The organism is Mariniflexile sp. HNIBRBA6329 (assembly GCF_043558645.1).
Classification (GTDB): domain Bacteria; phylum Bacteroidota; class Bacteroidia; order Flavobacteriales; family Flavobacteriaceae; genus Mariniflexile.
In genome coordinates, this window is record NZ_JBIFXS010000001.1 from 607,908 (window position 1) to 623,199 (window position 15,292).

Here is a 15,292-nt window from a genome sequence, read left to right on the forward strand (position 1 = left end):
ATTGGTTAGTTATTAAATTTCTTTTGTAAATACTCTACCTTCAGTAGTAAAAACAATTTTGTAGTTGCCTTTATCTTTGCCAGATAGTTTAAAAATTCTGTTAGCATTTTCTGTGTTTTTAACTGTTTCAGAATAAATAAGTTCTGGTGAGTTGTAAGCACTTTCACTAGCAGTAAAATAAATTGCTATTTCCATAGGCGCTTTGTTTAAAGAAAGTCTTGAAACATAAACTACATCACCTTTTATTCTAGTTACTGGTTTAAAAATGGTAGCTTCCATTTCTTTATTAAAAGTAACTGTGTTTACTGATACCGTAAAAGGGATGGTTTGTATTTCTACATCTTTATCAAGCTCAAAAATGTAACCACCGTTTGGAAGCGTGGTTAAATCAAAACCATTTGTGTAAGTTCCAGATTCTTGAATTAGCTCTTTATATAGTACAATACCATTATTATCTTTAATAGATAATAGGTTTCCTTGCTTTACATTGTTTAAAGTAAGAGAGGTCTTTTCAGCATCATTTTTAATGTTAAAAATAGATACTTCATTTGCGAAACTTAACAAGGTAGCAAATAGTGTTACCATTAAGATTCCTTTTTTTGAGTTGTTTAATACGTTTTTCATGATTTGGTTTTTTAACGTTTCACAAGACAAATATAAGGTGCTTTTATAGTTTGTAAAACACTGATATTGACTGATTTATGTGCTATTTTATCTGTTATTTTTACATCAACTTTATGTTAAATTAAAATAGAATATAATGTGGTTAATTGTGTATAAGTGGCTACTTTTTAATAAAGACCTTAAAATTGGACAAAAAAAAAGTGGGCCACCACAGCCCACTTTACCAACTAAACTAAATAAGACATTAAACTAATTATTAATGAATTTTGTGAACTCTTTGTTATTAGAGCTAATTACTATTTTATAATTTCCTTTTTCTAATTTGTAAACGCGTTCTACTGATTGAATACCTTCAATTTTTTCTGAGTGAAGTAATTCATATTCACTATTGTTGTCGGCATAAACACTAATTTTAACAGCTTCTTGGTTTGGAGACAACTTACTAACAAATAGTAAGTTTCCTTTTTGTGACACATAAGGTTTGAAACTTGTAGTTTCTTTACTTCTGTTTATTACAATGTTTTTAAAACTTACTGTAAAAGGAATGGTTTTAGTTTCTAAATCTTTATCCAATTCAAAAACATACTCTCCTTCAGGTAAAGAAGTTAAATCAAAACCTTTAATGTATATTCCAGATTTCTGTATAAGTTCACTATATAATATTTCACCGTTGGCATCCTTAATATATAATAGGTTGCCCGCTTTTACATTACTTAATGTTAGAGCCGTTGTTTTAGCGTCATCTTTAATTGTTGAAAATGATCCTTCATTTGCGAAACTTAACAAGGTAGCAAATAGTGTTACCATTAAGATTCCTTTTTTTGAGTTGTTTAATACGTTTTTCATGATTTGGTTTTTTTAACGTTTCACAAGGCAAAGATAGGGCAGGATTACAAGTAAGAAAACATTGATATTGATGGATTTGTATGCTATTTTATCTGTTAATTTAACATCAACTTTATGTTAAGTTAAAATAGCATATGTTTAGGGTAAAAATGTGCAATTGGGGACAACATGAGAAAACCTTAAAGACACTTAGATAAAAATTAGTCAAAAAAAAAGTGAGCCACCACAGCTCACTTTACCAACTAAACTAAATAAGACATTAAACTAATTATTAATGAATTTTGTGAACTCTTTTTTATCAGAGTTATTTATATGTTTTACTAATTTTTTATATTGCTTTTTTGAAAGTTAAAATCTCTAAATCTTGGAATAGATATTGTGTTAACAATCAACAGGACAAATTTACGGCTGTAGAACAGTTATTAAAACATCAAATTTAACCAATTTATATGCTATATTAACTGTTAATTCTATGTTAAAAGAATGTTGTGTTAAAATAACATACATTTAAGACAATAGAATATATGTTTTGAATTTAATATGTTGTAATTTTGTATTAGAATAAATATGTTATGATTAATAAAAAACCAACTTTTAGGAAGCTGACCCCAAGTTTCGGAAGTTCTATATTAGTTAAACAACATGTAGAAACGATAGATAAAAACGGCGCTTACTGGCATTTTCACCCAGAATTAGAGCTTATTTATATAAACAAAGGGCAAGGAAAAACACATATAGGAAACCATTTATCCTATTTTAACAATAGTCAATTGATTCTTATTGGATCTAATTTGCCGCACAATGGTTTCACAGACCGTTTAACTGCGAATGGTACCGAAACTACCATACAGTTTAAATCTAATTTTTTAGGAGACGATTTTTTGAATGTACCAGAAATGGCAAATATATTATCGTTGTTTGAAAGAGCTAAAAAAGGCATACGATTTAAAGTAGAAACAAAACAGAAAATAGGTCCGAAAATAGAAAAACTATTAGAACACGGAGGTTTAAAACGTGTTTTAAAGTTTTTAGAGGTTTTAGATTATTTGGCTAAAACCGATGATTATACCCTGTTAAATGCAGATGGTTTTGCTTTTGAAACAGAGGCTCAGGATAGTTCAAAAATTGATGTTATTTTTAAATATGTGAACAAAAACTTTCACAATCATATTACTTTAGATGAAATAGCAGATGAAGTTAGTATGACGGTGCCCGCATTTTGTAGATATTTTAAAAAGGCTACTGGAAAAACATTTACACAATTGGTAAATGAGTATCGTGTGGTACATGCTACAAAGCTACTCAACGAAAGTCAAAAAAGTATTGCGGATATTTGTTTTGAGTGCGGGTTCAATAATTTCTCGCATTTCAACAAGCAGTTTAACGAGATTACGGGTAAAAGTGCCTCAAATTATAGAAAAGAAATAAAGTTAATTATACAACAAAAGGAGTAAATTAACTTTCACCTCGCCATTCTTTATAAAACTGGGTAAGATAAGATTCCATAAAAGCGTGTCTGTCTGAAGCAATTTTTCTACCAGTTTTAGTGTTCATCTTGTCCTTTAAAAGCAGCAATTTTTCATAGAAATGATTAATTGTTGGGGCATTCGACGTTTTATATGCTTCTTTACTCATATTAAGATTCGGTTTAATATCGGGGTTATAAAGTTCCCTGTTTTTAAAACCTCCATAATTAAAACAGCGTGCAATACCAATAGCGCCAATGGCATCTAATCTATCGGCATCTTGAACAACATCCAGTTCTACCGATTTAAACTTTTGAGCTTCATTTCCACCTTTAAAAGAGATGTTTTCAATAATATGTACAACATGTTCAATGACTTGAGAATCTACATTTAGGTTAAATAAAAGCTCTCGTGCTATTTTAGGCCCAATGGTTTCATCGCCATTGTGGAATTTACTGTCGGCAATATCATGTAATAAAGCACCTAACGATACCGTAAAAACATCTACAGGCTCGTTTTTTGCTATAAGCAAAGCATTTTTATAGACTCTTTCTGTGTGAAACCAATCGTGTCCACCTTCGGCACCATCAAGTGTTTCTTTTACAAATGCAATGGTTTTATTTATTATTTCTTTTGAGGTCATAAGCGCATAAAAATAAAAATTCCTTTCGGATTAGAAAGGAATTAGTTATAAATTAAAATGCAAAGGTTTACTTAGATACTGCAGGTTCAACCCATTTAAATTGAAATGAGTTTTGTGGTATCTTGATGCGGTCTGATAAACGATACATTCTTGCAGGCAAATTCATTAAATAATCTCTAGCTTTTTCAGCTTCATCATTAAGTCCCGTAATTTTATCTATTTCCCAACGCTTAATTAGTTTGTCCAAAATATCAACATAATCGGTAGATGTGTAAACACCTATACGTTGTGCGGTATTAGAAAACTCTTCAAAAGCAGAACTGATTTTGTTGCCTGATTCTCTTAAAAAGTGCGCTGGCATGGTAATTTTAAGCTTCATCATATCATGAAATGCCATCATCATTTGGTTTGGATCTACCTTAAAAATACGCTCAACAAACTCAGAATAGGCGTGGTGGTGCCTCATTTCATCTCCAGAAATAATTTGGCACATTTTGCCTAATTGCTTGTTGCCACTTTTTTTGGCTATTTTGGCAACCCTGTTGTGCGAGATATAGGTTGCTAACTCTTGGAAGCTAGTATAAACAAAGTTTTTATACGGGTCTCTATCGGTACCAATATCAAAACCATCGGCAATTAAATACTGAGTTGTTTTTTCTATTTCGCGCATATTTACACGCCCCGAAAGGTATAAATACTTGTTAAGTACATCGCCATGGCGGTTTTCTTCTCCTGTCCAATGGCGTACCCATTTAGACCATCCGTTGCGTTCAACCTGCCCAACACCTTCTACATCCATTAACCACGATTCGTAGGTTGGCAACGCTTCTTCGGTAATCATATCGCCTACTAAAACTACCCAAAAATCATATGGTAATTCTTTTGATAATTCTCTTATTTCTCTAACTTCTTCAAAAAAAGTATCACTCTCCGAGTTTGGCAAAAAATCGGTAGGTTGCCATATGCTGTCAATGGGAATTAAATATTTTTGTATTAAAGATTCTACGTCTTTTTCCAAAAACTGCATTACTTCTAATCTTACATTTTTTAACGACATCTTTATATTTTTAATGATTTATACTGTTTTTAATAGTGATTTCAATACTATTAATAAGCTCTTCTTTGTTTACAAAGGTACTAACTTTTAAAGGCTTATGCACGGTAAAAGTTATATGTGTGCCCAAACCCATTGGAAATTTACCATATTTTAACATTTTCCATGAATTGTTTATGGTAATGGGAACCACAAGTGCTGATGGTATTTTTTTAAACAATACTTCTAGGCCTTTGGTTTGGAATGGTTTAGGTTCTCCGTTTTTGCTTCGGGTTCCTTCAGGAAAAATAACAGCAGAACGTTTGTTGGCTTCAATGTATTCGCCAAATTTCATGAGCGCGGGTAATGATTGTCGTGGGTTTTTTCTATCTATTAAGGCAGCGCCACCATGACGTAAATTGTATGATACACTGGGTATGCCTTTGCCTAATTCAATTTTGCTAATGAATTTTGGGTGGTGTTTACGCATATACCAGGTAATTGGGTATATATCGTGTAAACTTTGGTGGTTGGCAACAATTATTAAAGGTTGGTTGGTATCTATATTGTGTGGATTGGTAAATGTAAAACGTGTACCTAAAATATTTGCACAACGCATTAGGCAAAATTGTAAAGCATCCACACTTTTTTTATGAGCCTGATATCCAAATACGTTAAAACAAAACCATTGAATGGGATGAAATACAACCAGTGTTAAAAAAAAACACAGATAATAAATAACACTTAAAGGGTATGATATTAGTTTTTGCATACCCCAAAAATAAACAAAAACGGGTTTTAATAAATAGCTATACAGTTGTTATTTTCGCAATTTACGCTTGTTGGAGGTGTTACGAACATACAATCTGATGCAGCTCCCCATTTTTTATTATAATCGGCTTCATTTTTATTGTGTGTTTCAACCATTTTTTTAAGTTTTTCAGTATCTATTGAAGTTGAATACACCACATAGCCCCATGGACCACCACATGGTTTACTGCCTAAAGCAATAAATTTGCATTCATAAGTATCGTTACATACGGAAGTTGCGGCTAAATCTTCAATTGCTTTTTTAGAAGCAATTAAAGCATTTTGTTCACTTTCTTGCGTTGTAACGTTATCATCTTCACATTGAAATGCCATAAAAAACAAGCAAGTAATAAATAAAAATGGGAGTAACTTTTTCATTTGTTTATTTTATTGTTAGATGAAAGTTCACCAAAAAGGTTGCGTTATAAAACAAAAAAACCACGATTGAGTTTCGTGGTTTTTAATAATTTTATTTTTCGTCTAACGTCTAACAATACTCATTATAAGCATCGGTAAGGTTTTCTGCAATTAATTCTGCAGGTCTGCCTTCAATGTGATGACGCTCTAACATGTGTACCAATTCACCATTTTTAAACAAAGCCATGCTTGGAGAACTTGGAGGAAACGGTACCATATAACCACGAGCTGCATTAACAGCTTCTTTATCAACTCCTGCAAAAACCGTAACAATATGGTCTGGGCGTTTTGCATTTTGTAAACTCATTCTAGCTCCTGGACGTGCATTAGCTGCTGCACAACCACAAACAGAGTTAACCACAACTAGTGTTGTTCCTTCTTTTGCTAAAGCAGCATCAACAGCCTCGGCAGTATGTAATTCTTCAAAACCAACTTTGGTTAAATCTTCACGCATTGGTTTTACTAATTCTGCTGGATACATATTTTTTAAATTTTATAATTAACAATTTTAGACTGCAAAGATACAGAAAAGTATTTAGTAAGTAGTCGCAGTTTACCACCTCAGTTTACAGATGATGATTGAAATTTATCTAATTAGCGAGAAATAACTTAGTGTTTAACATCAAACTAACAAATCGTTATAAAACTCAACTAACATTGGTATATTTGAAACCTATTAAAACAAAAAGATAATACATGAGTTTTTCAAAATGGATTGGAGCAGCTTTAGGATGGTCGTTTGGGGGTCCTATTGGTGCTATTTTAGGGTTGGCATTGGGTAGTGTTTTAGACGGTATGTCTAACGGAAATGGAAATACAGTGTATAGAGAACAACCGCAACAACGCTCACAAACGCAATCGGGCGATTTTGAAGTGAGTTTACTTATTTTAGCGTCTATTGTTATAAAAGCCGATGGTAAACAAGATCAACGGGAATTGGATTTTGTGCGTTTACAGTTTGTAAACATGTATGGTAAAGAGCGCGCAAACCATGCTTTTAAGTTGTTTAAGGAAATAAATAAACAGCAAAATATCTCTACCAGGCAAGTATGTTTTCAAATTAGGCAAATGATGCAACATGCATCGCGCTTGCAACTTATACATTTTCTATTTGGTATTGCCAATGCTGATGGGAAAGTAACCGATGATGAAGCACATCAAATTTTTACCATAGCAGGTTATTTGGGGATTAACCACAACGATTATGAAAGTATAAAAGCCATGTTTTACAAAAGTACAGATAGTGCTTATAAAATACTGGAGATTGAAAAAACTGCAACTAACGATGAGATTAAAAAAGCCTACAGAACTATGGCTAAAAAATACCACCCCGATAAAGTCATCCATTTAGGGCAAGAGCACCAAAAAGGCGCTGAAGAAAAGTTTAAGCAAGTGCAAGATGCTTATGACCAATTACAGAAAGAGCGGGGATTTTAATGCTCTTATTTTTTTAATTATTGAACTTCAAAAAATACACCAGATAAAACTACAGCAGTAATTAATAATATCAAAACAATAACAATAAATAGCCCTGTTTTTTTAGTAATGCCGTCTTTTTGAAAAATGTAATTTTTTTTGTTGTTTTCTGGGTCTTTTACAATTTCAAAATCTTCTTTGCCTTGTTTCTTTTCCATAATATAAAGTTTGTTTTACAAAGATGGTGTAGATTGCATAGATATGCATTACAACATTTTTTATAATTTTTATATTATTTTCATTTGTAGGAAATTAAAATTTGCCCAATAAAAAAGTCAACCAAAACCTTAAGGTTGGTTGACTTTTAAAATTATAAAAAGTAAATTATTTACTTAAATAAACTTTATCATCATTGCCTTTTGAAAAAACGTAAACAAGTTTTTTGTCATCGTTCATGTAAATAGATTTTAATTCCCAACCTTCAATTTTTGAAGCGTCTAAAAGGCATTTACGTACATCTGGATTATAAAGGTTTAAATCTGAATTGATAATGGTGTCTGCATTTACATTTGCAGTTAACAAAAGCATCATTGCTGCAGCTAATAATTGTAATGTTTTCTTCATTTGGAGTCTGTTTTAAGATTATTAAATTCAATAGCAAGATTATAGTATAATATGATAACCCTTAAAAATAATAGACGATTGACTGTTATTAATCGTTAAGGCAATCATTTTTAAGTAAATTAGGCTTCATCATTGTTTTTTAAATAATACAATGTCTTTAATTACATTTGCCGCAAAAAGCATTAAAATGATTAAATGTGTTTTGTTTTTTCTAGGGCTATTGTGTCTTGTTTTTAATACGTCTTGCGCTTCCAAACAACAGCTCATGACACTTAAACCAGAGCCTGAAGAAGCTGTTTCGCCTTTGGTATACGATAATGTTCCATCGTTTATCAATGTTCCTGTAAGTGTTAAGTTGAAAGACATCGAAAACCAGATTAATAGCATATTGAAAGGGTTGATTTATGAAGATAAAACCATAGAAGACGATGATATTGAAATAAAAGTTTGGAAACAAGCCCCTATCACGATTCAACACGATGCTTCTTCGGGCAATAAAATTAAAACCATTCTTCCTTTAAAAGCTATTATAAAGTACCGAATTGGTACACAAACTTTGGGTGTCAATCTATATAAAACCAGCGAATTCAACCTTAATGGTGTGGTTACTTTAAGTAGCGATTTTGGTTTGTCTAACTGGAAACTAAAATCTAAAACACGTATTACAGATTTGGTTTGGAAAGAAAGTCCCTCCATGGTTGTTTATGGAAAAAATTTACCGGTTACCTACCTTGTAAACCCTGCCATAAAAATATTTAGAGCCGATATGGAAAAAAGTATTGATGCAGCCATTGAAGCATCTATGGATTTTAAACCAAACGTTTTGGAGGCCATAGAAAAGTTGACTGTGCCTTTTAAAATGAACGATGATTACGAAAGTTGGTTAAGGATTGTGCCTATTGAAATTTATAGTACCGATGCCCAACTAAAAAACGATAAGGTTTTGCTCGACATGGGAATGAAATGCGATATGGAAACCGTTATTGGGCAGCAACCCGAATCTAAATTTGATGCTAAAAAAATAGTGTTAAAGCCAGTTGCTAAAATGCCAAACCATGTAACATCCAATATTGTTGCCATATCTACTTACCAAGATGCTTCTAAAATAATGACCAAGAATTTTTCAGGTGAAGAATTTGGTTCTGGTTCAAAAAAGGTAACGGTAAAAAAGGTTGATATTTGGCATAAACAAGGAAAAATGGTAATTGCTTTAGATCTTCAAGGATCGGTAAATGGCACGATTTATTTAGAAGGCGTGCCGTTTTATAATAATGTTACCAAAGAATTGTTTTTTGATAATTTAGATTACGTTTTAGATACAAAAAGCCGATTGTTGAAAACCGCAAATTGGTTGGCAAAAGGCACGATTTTAAAACGGATACAAGAAAATTGCAGATATTCCATACAGCCTAATTTAGATGAAGGCAAAAAAACCATGTTAAACTATTTAAATAACTATTCGCCAATGCCTGGGGTTTTTGTAAAAGGTACTATGGAAGATATCGATTTTCAAAGAGTACAGTTAACCAATACTGCTATTTTGGCATTTTTAAAGGTAAAAGGTAATATCAGTGTTACTGTTGATGGTTTGAAGTAAAGTATCATTGCGAACGCAGGGAAGCAATCTGTTTATTTTTCTAAATAATAAAGACTCCAAACAATGAATTTTATTGAAAAAAATTAGTGCCCGTTTATTGACGAGCACTAACCATATATTTTCTATTTTTCACCTGCAATTAGTTTAATTGCAAGGTCAAGTACAAACTAAGGTTGCTGTTTTTTCCATCAGGAATGGTGTAAGTTTGTCCGCCAACGGTACGTTCTTTTCCAACCGTGGACAGTCCGTAATTATATCTTAGGCCAATACCAACTTTATCCAAATCAATCCCAACACCTGCAGCTATACCAGTATCAAATTTATTGAAATCGTCATTATCATAATTCTCTTCAAAATCAAAACTTCCGCTATCCGATTCGTTTGTAATTTGGGCATCTACCAAATAAGCAAAGTAAGGACCTGCATGAATGTTAAGGTTCTTTGCTAAATTAATCTTCAAAAGTACAGGTAATTCAATATAATTTAGTTTGAATTTTGCAGTTCCCGAAGCAAAAGCATTATCATAAACCAATTCAGAGCCTTTTCTGGAGTACAAGAGTTCGGGCTGAATGGCAATGAAATCATTTAAAGGAAACGTGGTGTAAATACCAGCATTAAAACTGGTTAACACATTATTATCGTCTACATCATCGGTATATAAATTTGAGAAGTTAGCACCACCTTTTATTCCAAATTGAGGGGTTTGTGCTTCGGTAACTTGTGCATTAGCTGCTGAGGTTAATCCAAATAATAAAAGCACTGCAACCGAAAATTTTCCTATGTTTTTCATGATTTTTCTGTTTTAAAATTTTACAATACAAAGATGAGGTTGTAATCATCCAAACGTGTTATAATATTTTTTGGATGTATTATAAAATTTCCATTTCACAAAAAATCAATAAAAAAAATGTAAACTTGAATACTTGGGTCTAGTTTTGAAAAACAACTGTAGACTGGTCTTTGCTAACGTTTAGCTGAACCGATCTGCCAAAAATCATGGCACGATTATCTTTTTCATGTCCTGCGGGCATATTAAAAGCTACAGGTATGTTATAATCTGCAAAAACATCAAGAATAAGTTGCTCCACAGAGCTTCCCCATAGGGTGGTGTTCCTTCTTACTTTGGTGATATCGCCAACAATAACACCTTTGCAATTTTCAAAATAACCGGCACGTTTTAAACTTTGCAACATGCGGTCTATATGGTATTCATATTCGCCAATTTCTTCAATAAATAATATGATGCCTGCGGTATCTATGCTGGTTTTAGATCCCAACATGCTGTACAAAATACTTAAATTACCACCAACCAATGGTCCCGAAGTGGTGCCTGTTTTGTTGTATTTTGAACCTTGTAAGGTATAAGATAACGGATTGCCAAAAAGGGCATCCTTAAAGGTAGCAATGGTTTCTTTGATGGTTTCATTATTATCTTGCAAACTGGTACACATCATGGCATGCAAACTTTCAAAACCTTCATTGTGAACTTGATTGTGAATTGCCGTAATATCAGAATACCCAATAATCCATTTAGGCTGTTTTCTAAACTTAGTGTAGTTCAGTTTGTCTAAAATACGCACCGCTCCGTAGCCGCCACGTGCACACCAAATAGCACTGATTTTTGGGTCGTCCATCGCTTTTTGAAAATCTTCAGCACGTTCAGCGTCTGTTCCCGCAAAGTGGTTGTTTTGGTTAAAAAGGTTTTTACCAACAACCACGTGCAAGCCCCAACTTTTAAGCAGGTTTTTTGCTTGTTCAACTTCAGCAGTTCGGTTTCTTAAAATGCCCGATGGTGCAACAATGGCAACAGTATCGCCAGTTTTCAAATAAGGTGGACGTATCAAAGTAGTAGTTTTATTAAAGGTTGTGTTTTGTGCCAAAACAGTTGTTTTTCCGCAGAAAAAAATAGCACAAAGTAGGATTGTAAATAATGTGATTCTAGACATAATGTAAATGTACATTTTTTTTCTAAATCGCAGTCAAATTGTGTACTTTTGCGGCTTATAAAATAACACGTCATTCCGAGCGAAGCGTGGGAATCTGTTTGTTTGAAGTATTAATTTAATAGATGGCTTCGTCGCTTATTCCTCGCCATGACGGTAACATATAATTTTCAGATTGATGAACAAACCAAAAAGATACACCATAACCTCTGCATTACCTTATACCAATGGACCCATTCATATTGGGCATTTAGCAGGTGTTTATGTTCCAGCCGATATTTATGCACGCTATTTACGTTTAACAGGAAACGATGTGGTTTTTATTGGGGGTAGTGATGAACACGGTGTGCCGATTACCATAAAAGCAAAAAACGAAGGTGTTACACCGCAAGATGTTGTAGATAAATACCATGCGATCATCAAGCAATCGTTTGAAGAATTTGGTATTTCGTTTGATAATTACTCACGTACTTCGGCTAAAATTCATCATGAAACAGCTTCAGAATTTTTTAAAACCTTATATGATAAAGGCGATTTTATTGAAGAAATTACCGAGCAGTTGTACGACGAAAAAGCAAACCAATTTTTAGCCGACAGATTTGTAACAGGAACCTGCCCAAAATGTGGTAACGAAGAAGCTTATGGCGACCAATGTGAAAAATGCGGCACGAGTTTAAATGCTACGGATTTAATCAATCCAAAATCAGCTTTAACAGGCAATGTACCTACGCTAAAAGAAACAAAACACTGGTTTTTACCTTTAGATAAACACGAAGCCTTTTTACGCGAGTGGATTTTAGAAGGCCATAAAAAAGATTGGAAACCCAATGTGTACGGACAAGTAAAATCTTGGATAGATGATGGTTTGCGTCCGCGTGCCGTAACCCGCGATTTAGACTGGGGTATTCCAGTACCGGTGCCAGGTGGCGAAGGCAAAGTGCTGTATGTGTGGTTCGATGCGCCTATTGGTTATATTTCATCAACCAAAGAATGGGCACAACGCGAAGGAAAGGATTGGGAACCTTATTGGAAAAGCGACGACACGAAGTTGGTGCACTTTATAGGGAAAGACAATATTGTGTTCCATTGCATCATTTTCCCAGCGATGTTAAAAGCAGAGGGGTCTTATATTTTACCTGAAAATGTGCCAGCAAACGAGTTTTTGAATTTAGAAGGGAATAAATTGTCTACCTCAAAAAATTGGGCAGTTTGGTTGCCAGAATATTTAAAAGAATTTCCAAATCAACAAGATGTGTTGCGTTATGCGCTAACCGCCAATGCGCCAGAAACTAAGGATAACGATTTTACATGGAAAGATTTTCAAGCTAGAAATAATAATGAATTGGTAGCTATTTTTGGAAATTTCATCAACCGTGTTGTGGTATTAACCAATAAATATTATAACGGCATTGTACCTGATCCAGGTACGTTTTCTCAAGTAGATGAAGAAACTTTGGCCGCTGTAAAAGCCTATCCAGAAGTGATTTCAAGTTCTATTGAGCGTTACCGCTTTAGAGAAGCCCAAACAGAACTAATGAATTTGGCTCGACTTGGAAACAAGTATCTTGCCGATGAAGAACCTTGGAAAGTGATAAAAGTAGATGAAGCCCGCACACAAACCATTATGTATGTTGCGCTTCAAATAGCATCCGCTTTAGGAACTTTAAGCGAACCGTTTTTACCGTTTACTTCTGAAAAACTGAAAAGTATTCTTAATTTGAAACTGAATCACAATAATGGAAACGCTAGTCCTGCTGAGCTTGTCGAAGCATCTCAATGGCATGATGTTTCAGTTAAAGACGCATTGCTCCCAGTCGGGCACCAAATAGGAGAAGCCGAATTGCTGTTTTCAAAAATTGAAGATGAAACCATTCAATTTCAACTAGATAAATTGGAAGCTAGCAAAAAAGCTAACGAAGCTGCAAATAAAGCTGTAGAACCTCAAAAACCGACCATTACTTTTGATGATTTTACAAAACTGGACTTTCGTGTGGGTACTATTTTGGAAGCTGAAAAAATGCCAAAAGCTAAAAAACTGTTGGTTTTAAAGGTTGACACAGGTATGGACGTACGCACCATTGTTTCGGGCATTGCAGAAAGTTTTACACCTGAAGAAGTAGTTGGAAAAAAGGTAACGGTTTTAGTAAATTTGGCTCCAAGGGAATTACGAGGAGTTGAAAGCCAAGGTATGATTTTAATGACTGAAAGCGCTGAAGGCAAATTGGTGTTTGTAAACCCTGATGACGCCCATGTGCCAAATGGTTTGTATATAAGTTAAATCAGTATTTTAATATATGAAACATAAGTATTTTTTATTTGGTGTAATTTGTTTATTTGTCAGCACTTTTTTTGCTCAAGAAAAGCTGGTTACATTTAAAAATGATTTAGATGATTCCAAATATTCCATAAAAGAGGTTATACCTGTTGTAAACCAAAATAACGATAATATTTCACTATTCTTTATGAATACCAAACGGGTATATGGATACTTGTTAAATGATAATTTCCAAGTAATTAAAAAACTTAGTTCAGAGGATAGAAGACGAAAATACAATACAATTATTGGTTATAGTGTAACGGACAGTTTAAATTATAACTTGTATCTAACCAATAATAAAAGCAATAAATTTGCTGGCATAAATTTCTCTTTTAACGGAGGAAATTCTTTACTTAATGAATTTGAGTTTCAAAATTCCAACGAAAAATTTGTTCAAACGGTAACAATCAAAAATAGTTGTTATTTAATATCAATACTAAGTGAAAGTTCAGTTTTAAAGATATATAAGTTAGATGGTATTAGTTCGCCAAAACCATATTCTATTGATTTGAAGAATGAATTTTTTTTAGGTAGGGATGATGATAAAGTGCCTCTTTATAGCTTATTTAAAATTAAAAGTAACGGCCTATTTGTTGGAATAGAAACAGATAAAATTGAAGATGATACACCAAACTCCATAGAAGTCGTTTCAGAAGAAAAAAAGCTATATATTATTGATGATAAAATTGTTTTCACTTTTGATAACAATAAAAATGTTACTCAAATTTTAACCATCAATCCTATGGATTATAGTTATGATATAAAATCGTATCAGAAACCATTATTAAAAATTAAACCACACCAGAAAAAGAGTAATTCATTCATCTCTGACGATAAAATATTTACAATCGCATCAACAAATGATTCTTTAGGTTTCATGATTCAAGATTTTAAAACAAGGAAGGTTTTAAAAGAATTTTTGGTAACTAAAGAAGATTCCATAACTTTTAAAAACACACCAATAATTCAAGAAGGAGGTGTTTATGATAAATATAGAGAATTGGAAGGTTCGCGAAAATTTCTAAGAAAATTAACATCTGCCGATTTAGGAATTTCTGCATATAAGCAAAGAGATGATTATTTAATTACAATAGGCAGTAAAAAAGAAATTAAAGTCGGTGGCGGTAGCGGTATGATGATGCCTATGGGAGGTTTTGGTGGTATCCCAATAGCTTCCATTGGTTCTGCAAACATATTCTTCAACCCCACTTTTTATGCCTATAATTCATATTCAACTACAAAATCTGTTCATATAAAATCTTTATTTGATTCGGATTTTAATCATGTTAAAGGAGCTATTAAAGACAATTCTTTTGATAAAATAAAGAACCACTCAGAGCCAGGAAACTTGCTGGGAGGAAAAACTATTTTTAAATATAAAAACTATTTTATTCTTGGTAATTATATTTCAAAGTCTAAATCATATATTTTAAAAAGGTTTAATGATTGATAGTTATTAGATTAAATAGACTTAATCTTATTAAAAATTTGATTTACACAAAATTATTGTGTTAGACCAACTTTGAAGACCTTAAAGAATTCATTAACTTTACAAA

General features: G+C 32.9%; 16 protein-coding genes. 5 read left to right on the top strand and 11 right to left on the bottom strand.

The annotated features are described in order from the left end of the window. Positions 1-12: 12 nt before the first annotated feature. On the bottom strand, positions 13-624 hold the full coding sequence (locus tag ACGK9U_RS02555) for a hypothetical protein (protein WP_394464797.1): 612 nt from the start codon (positions 622-624) through the stop codon (positions 13-15). A 249-nt stretch (positions 625-873) separates the two neighbouring features. Beyond that, positions 874-1,470, bottom strand: coding sequence for a hypothetical protein (locus tag ACGK9U_RS02560; RefSeq protein WP_394464798.1), 597 nt, complete (start codon positions 1,468-1,470; stop codon positions 874-876). Between the two features lie 572 nt (positions 1,471-2,042). Here ACGK9U_RS02560 and ACGK9U_RS02565 point away from each other — a divergent pair. Then, positions 2,043-2,924 (top strand): AraC family transcriptional regulator, encoded by an 882-nt coding sequence (locus ACGK9U_RS02565; protein WP_394464799.1) that lies wholly within the window; start codon positions 2,043-2,045, stop codon positions 2,922-2,924. Position 2,925: 1 nt separating this feature from the next. On the opposite strand, the gene ACGK9U_RS02570 is transcribed toward ACGK9U_RS02565, so the two are convergent. The 5 genes from ACGK9U_RS02570 to ACGK9U_RS02590 all read right to left on the bottom strand — a co-directional run bounded on the left by ACGK9U_RS02570 (position 2,926) and on the right by ACGK9U_RS02590 (position 6,320). Further along, entirely contained in the window at positions 2,926-3,579 is a 654-nt protein-coding gene (locus ACGK9U_RS02570) for an HD domain-containing protein (protein WP_394464801.1), read from the bottom strand. 67 nt (positions 3,580-3,646) lie between these two features. After that, positions 3,647-4,636 (bottom strand): acyl-ACP desaturase, encoded by a 990-nt coding sequence (locus ACGK9U_RS02575; protein ID WP_394464802.1) that lies wholly within the window; start codon positions 4,634-4,636, stop codon positions 3,647-3,649. Between the two features lie 10 nt (positions 4,637-4,646). Then, complete coding sequence (locus tag ACGK9U_RS02580; RefSeq protein ID WP_394464804.1) at positions 4,647-5,384, bottom strand: lysophospholipid acyltransferase family protein; 738 nt, start codon at positions 5,382-5,384, stop codon at positions 4,647-4,649. Between the two features lie 26 nt (positions 5,385-5,410). Continuing rightward, positions 5,411-5,800 carry a hypothetical protein gene (locus ACGK9U_RS02585; RefSeq protein WP_394464805.1) on the bottom strand — a complete coding sequence of 130 codons (390 nt, stop codon included), beginning with the start codon at positions 5,798-5,800 and terminating at the stop codon, positions 5,411-5,413. Between the two features lie 109 nt (positions 5,801-5,909). Continuing rightward, positions 5,910-6,320: a BrxA/BrxB family bacilliredoxin gene (locus ACGK9U_RS02590; RefSeq protein WP_394464807.1), complete on the bottom strand. Its 411-nt coding sequence runs from the start codon at positions 6,318-6,320 to the stop codon at positions 5,910-5,912. A 215-nt stretch (positions 6,321-6,535) separates the two neighbouring features. Between ACGK9U_RS02590 and ACGK9U_RS02595 the strand changes: the two genes are divergently transcribed. Next, positions 6,536-7,276, top strand: a complete 741-nt coding sequence (locus ACGK9U_RS02595) for a TerB family tellurite resistance protein (RefSeq protein ID WP_394464809.1) — start codon at positions 6,536-6,538, stop codon at positions 7,274-7,276. A gap of 17 nt (positions 7,277-7,293) precedes the next feature. On the opposite strand, the gene ACGK9U_RS02600 is transcribed toward ACGK9U_RS02595, so the two are convergent. Beyond that, entirely contained in the window at positions 7,294-7,473 is a 180-nt protein-coding gene (locus ACGK9U_RS02600) for a hypothetical protein (RefSeq protein WP_394464811.1), read from the bottom strand. 166 nt (positions 7,474-7,639) lie between these two features. Continuing rightward, entirely contained in the window at positions 7,640-7,879 is a 240-nt protein-coding gene (locus tag ACGK9U_RS02605) for a hypothetical protein (protein WP_394464813.1), read from the bottom strand. Between the two features lie 187 nt (positions 7,880-8,066). Here ACGK9U_RS02605 and ACGK9U_RS02610 point away from each other — a divergent pair, with 187 nt between their 5' ends. Continuing rightward, a complete protein-coding gene (locus ACGK9U_RS02610) occupies positions 8,067-9,476 on the top strand; it encodes a DUF4403 family protein (RefSeq protein WP_394464857.1) in 1,410 nt (469 codons plus the stop codon). Between the two features lie 139 nt (positions 9,477-9,615). Here ACGK9U_RS02610 and ACGK9U_RS02615 read toward each other — a convergent pair whose 3' ends face one another. Both ACGK9U_RS02615 and ACGK9U_RS02620 read right to left on the bottom strand, forming a co-directional pair. After that, positions 9,616-10,266: a porin family protein gene (locus ACGK9U_RS02615; protein ID WP_394464815.1), complete on the bottom strand. Its 651-nt coding sequence runs from the start codon at positions 10,264-10,266 to the stop codon at positions 9,616-9,618. A 139-nt stretch (positions 10,267-10,405) separates the two neighbouring features. Beyond that, a complete protein-coding gene (locus tag ACGK9U_RS02620) occupies positions 10,406-11,422 on the bottom strand; it encodes an LD-carboxypeptidase (protein ID WP_394464816.1) in 1,017 nt (338 codons plus the stop codon). A 175-nt stretch (positions 11,423-11,597) separates the two neighbouring features. Here ACGK9U_RS02620 and metG point away from each other — a divergent pair, with 175 nt between their 5' ends. After that, the gene (gene metG, locus ACGK9U_RS02625; RefSeq protein ID WP_394464817.1) at positions 11,598-13,697 is read left to right on the top strand and encodes a methionine--tRNA ligase; all 2,100 of its coding nucleotides are present in this window, start codon (positions 11,598-11,600) and stop codon (positions 13,695-13,697) included. Positions 13,698-13,713: 16 nt separating this feature from the next. After that, positions 13,714-15,186 (top strand): hypothetical protein, encoded by a 1,473-nt coding sequence (locus tag ACGK9U_RS02630; protein ID WP_394464818.1) that lies wholly within the window; start codon positions 13,714-13,716, stop codon positions 15,184-15,186. Positions 15,187-15,292: the final 106 nt, after the last annotated feature.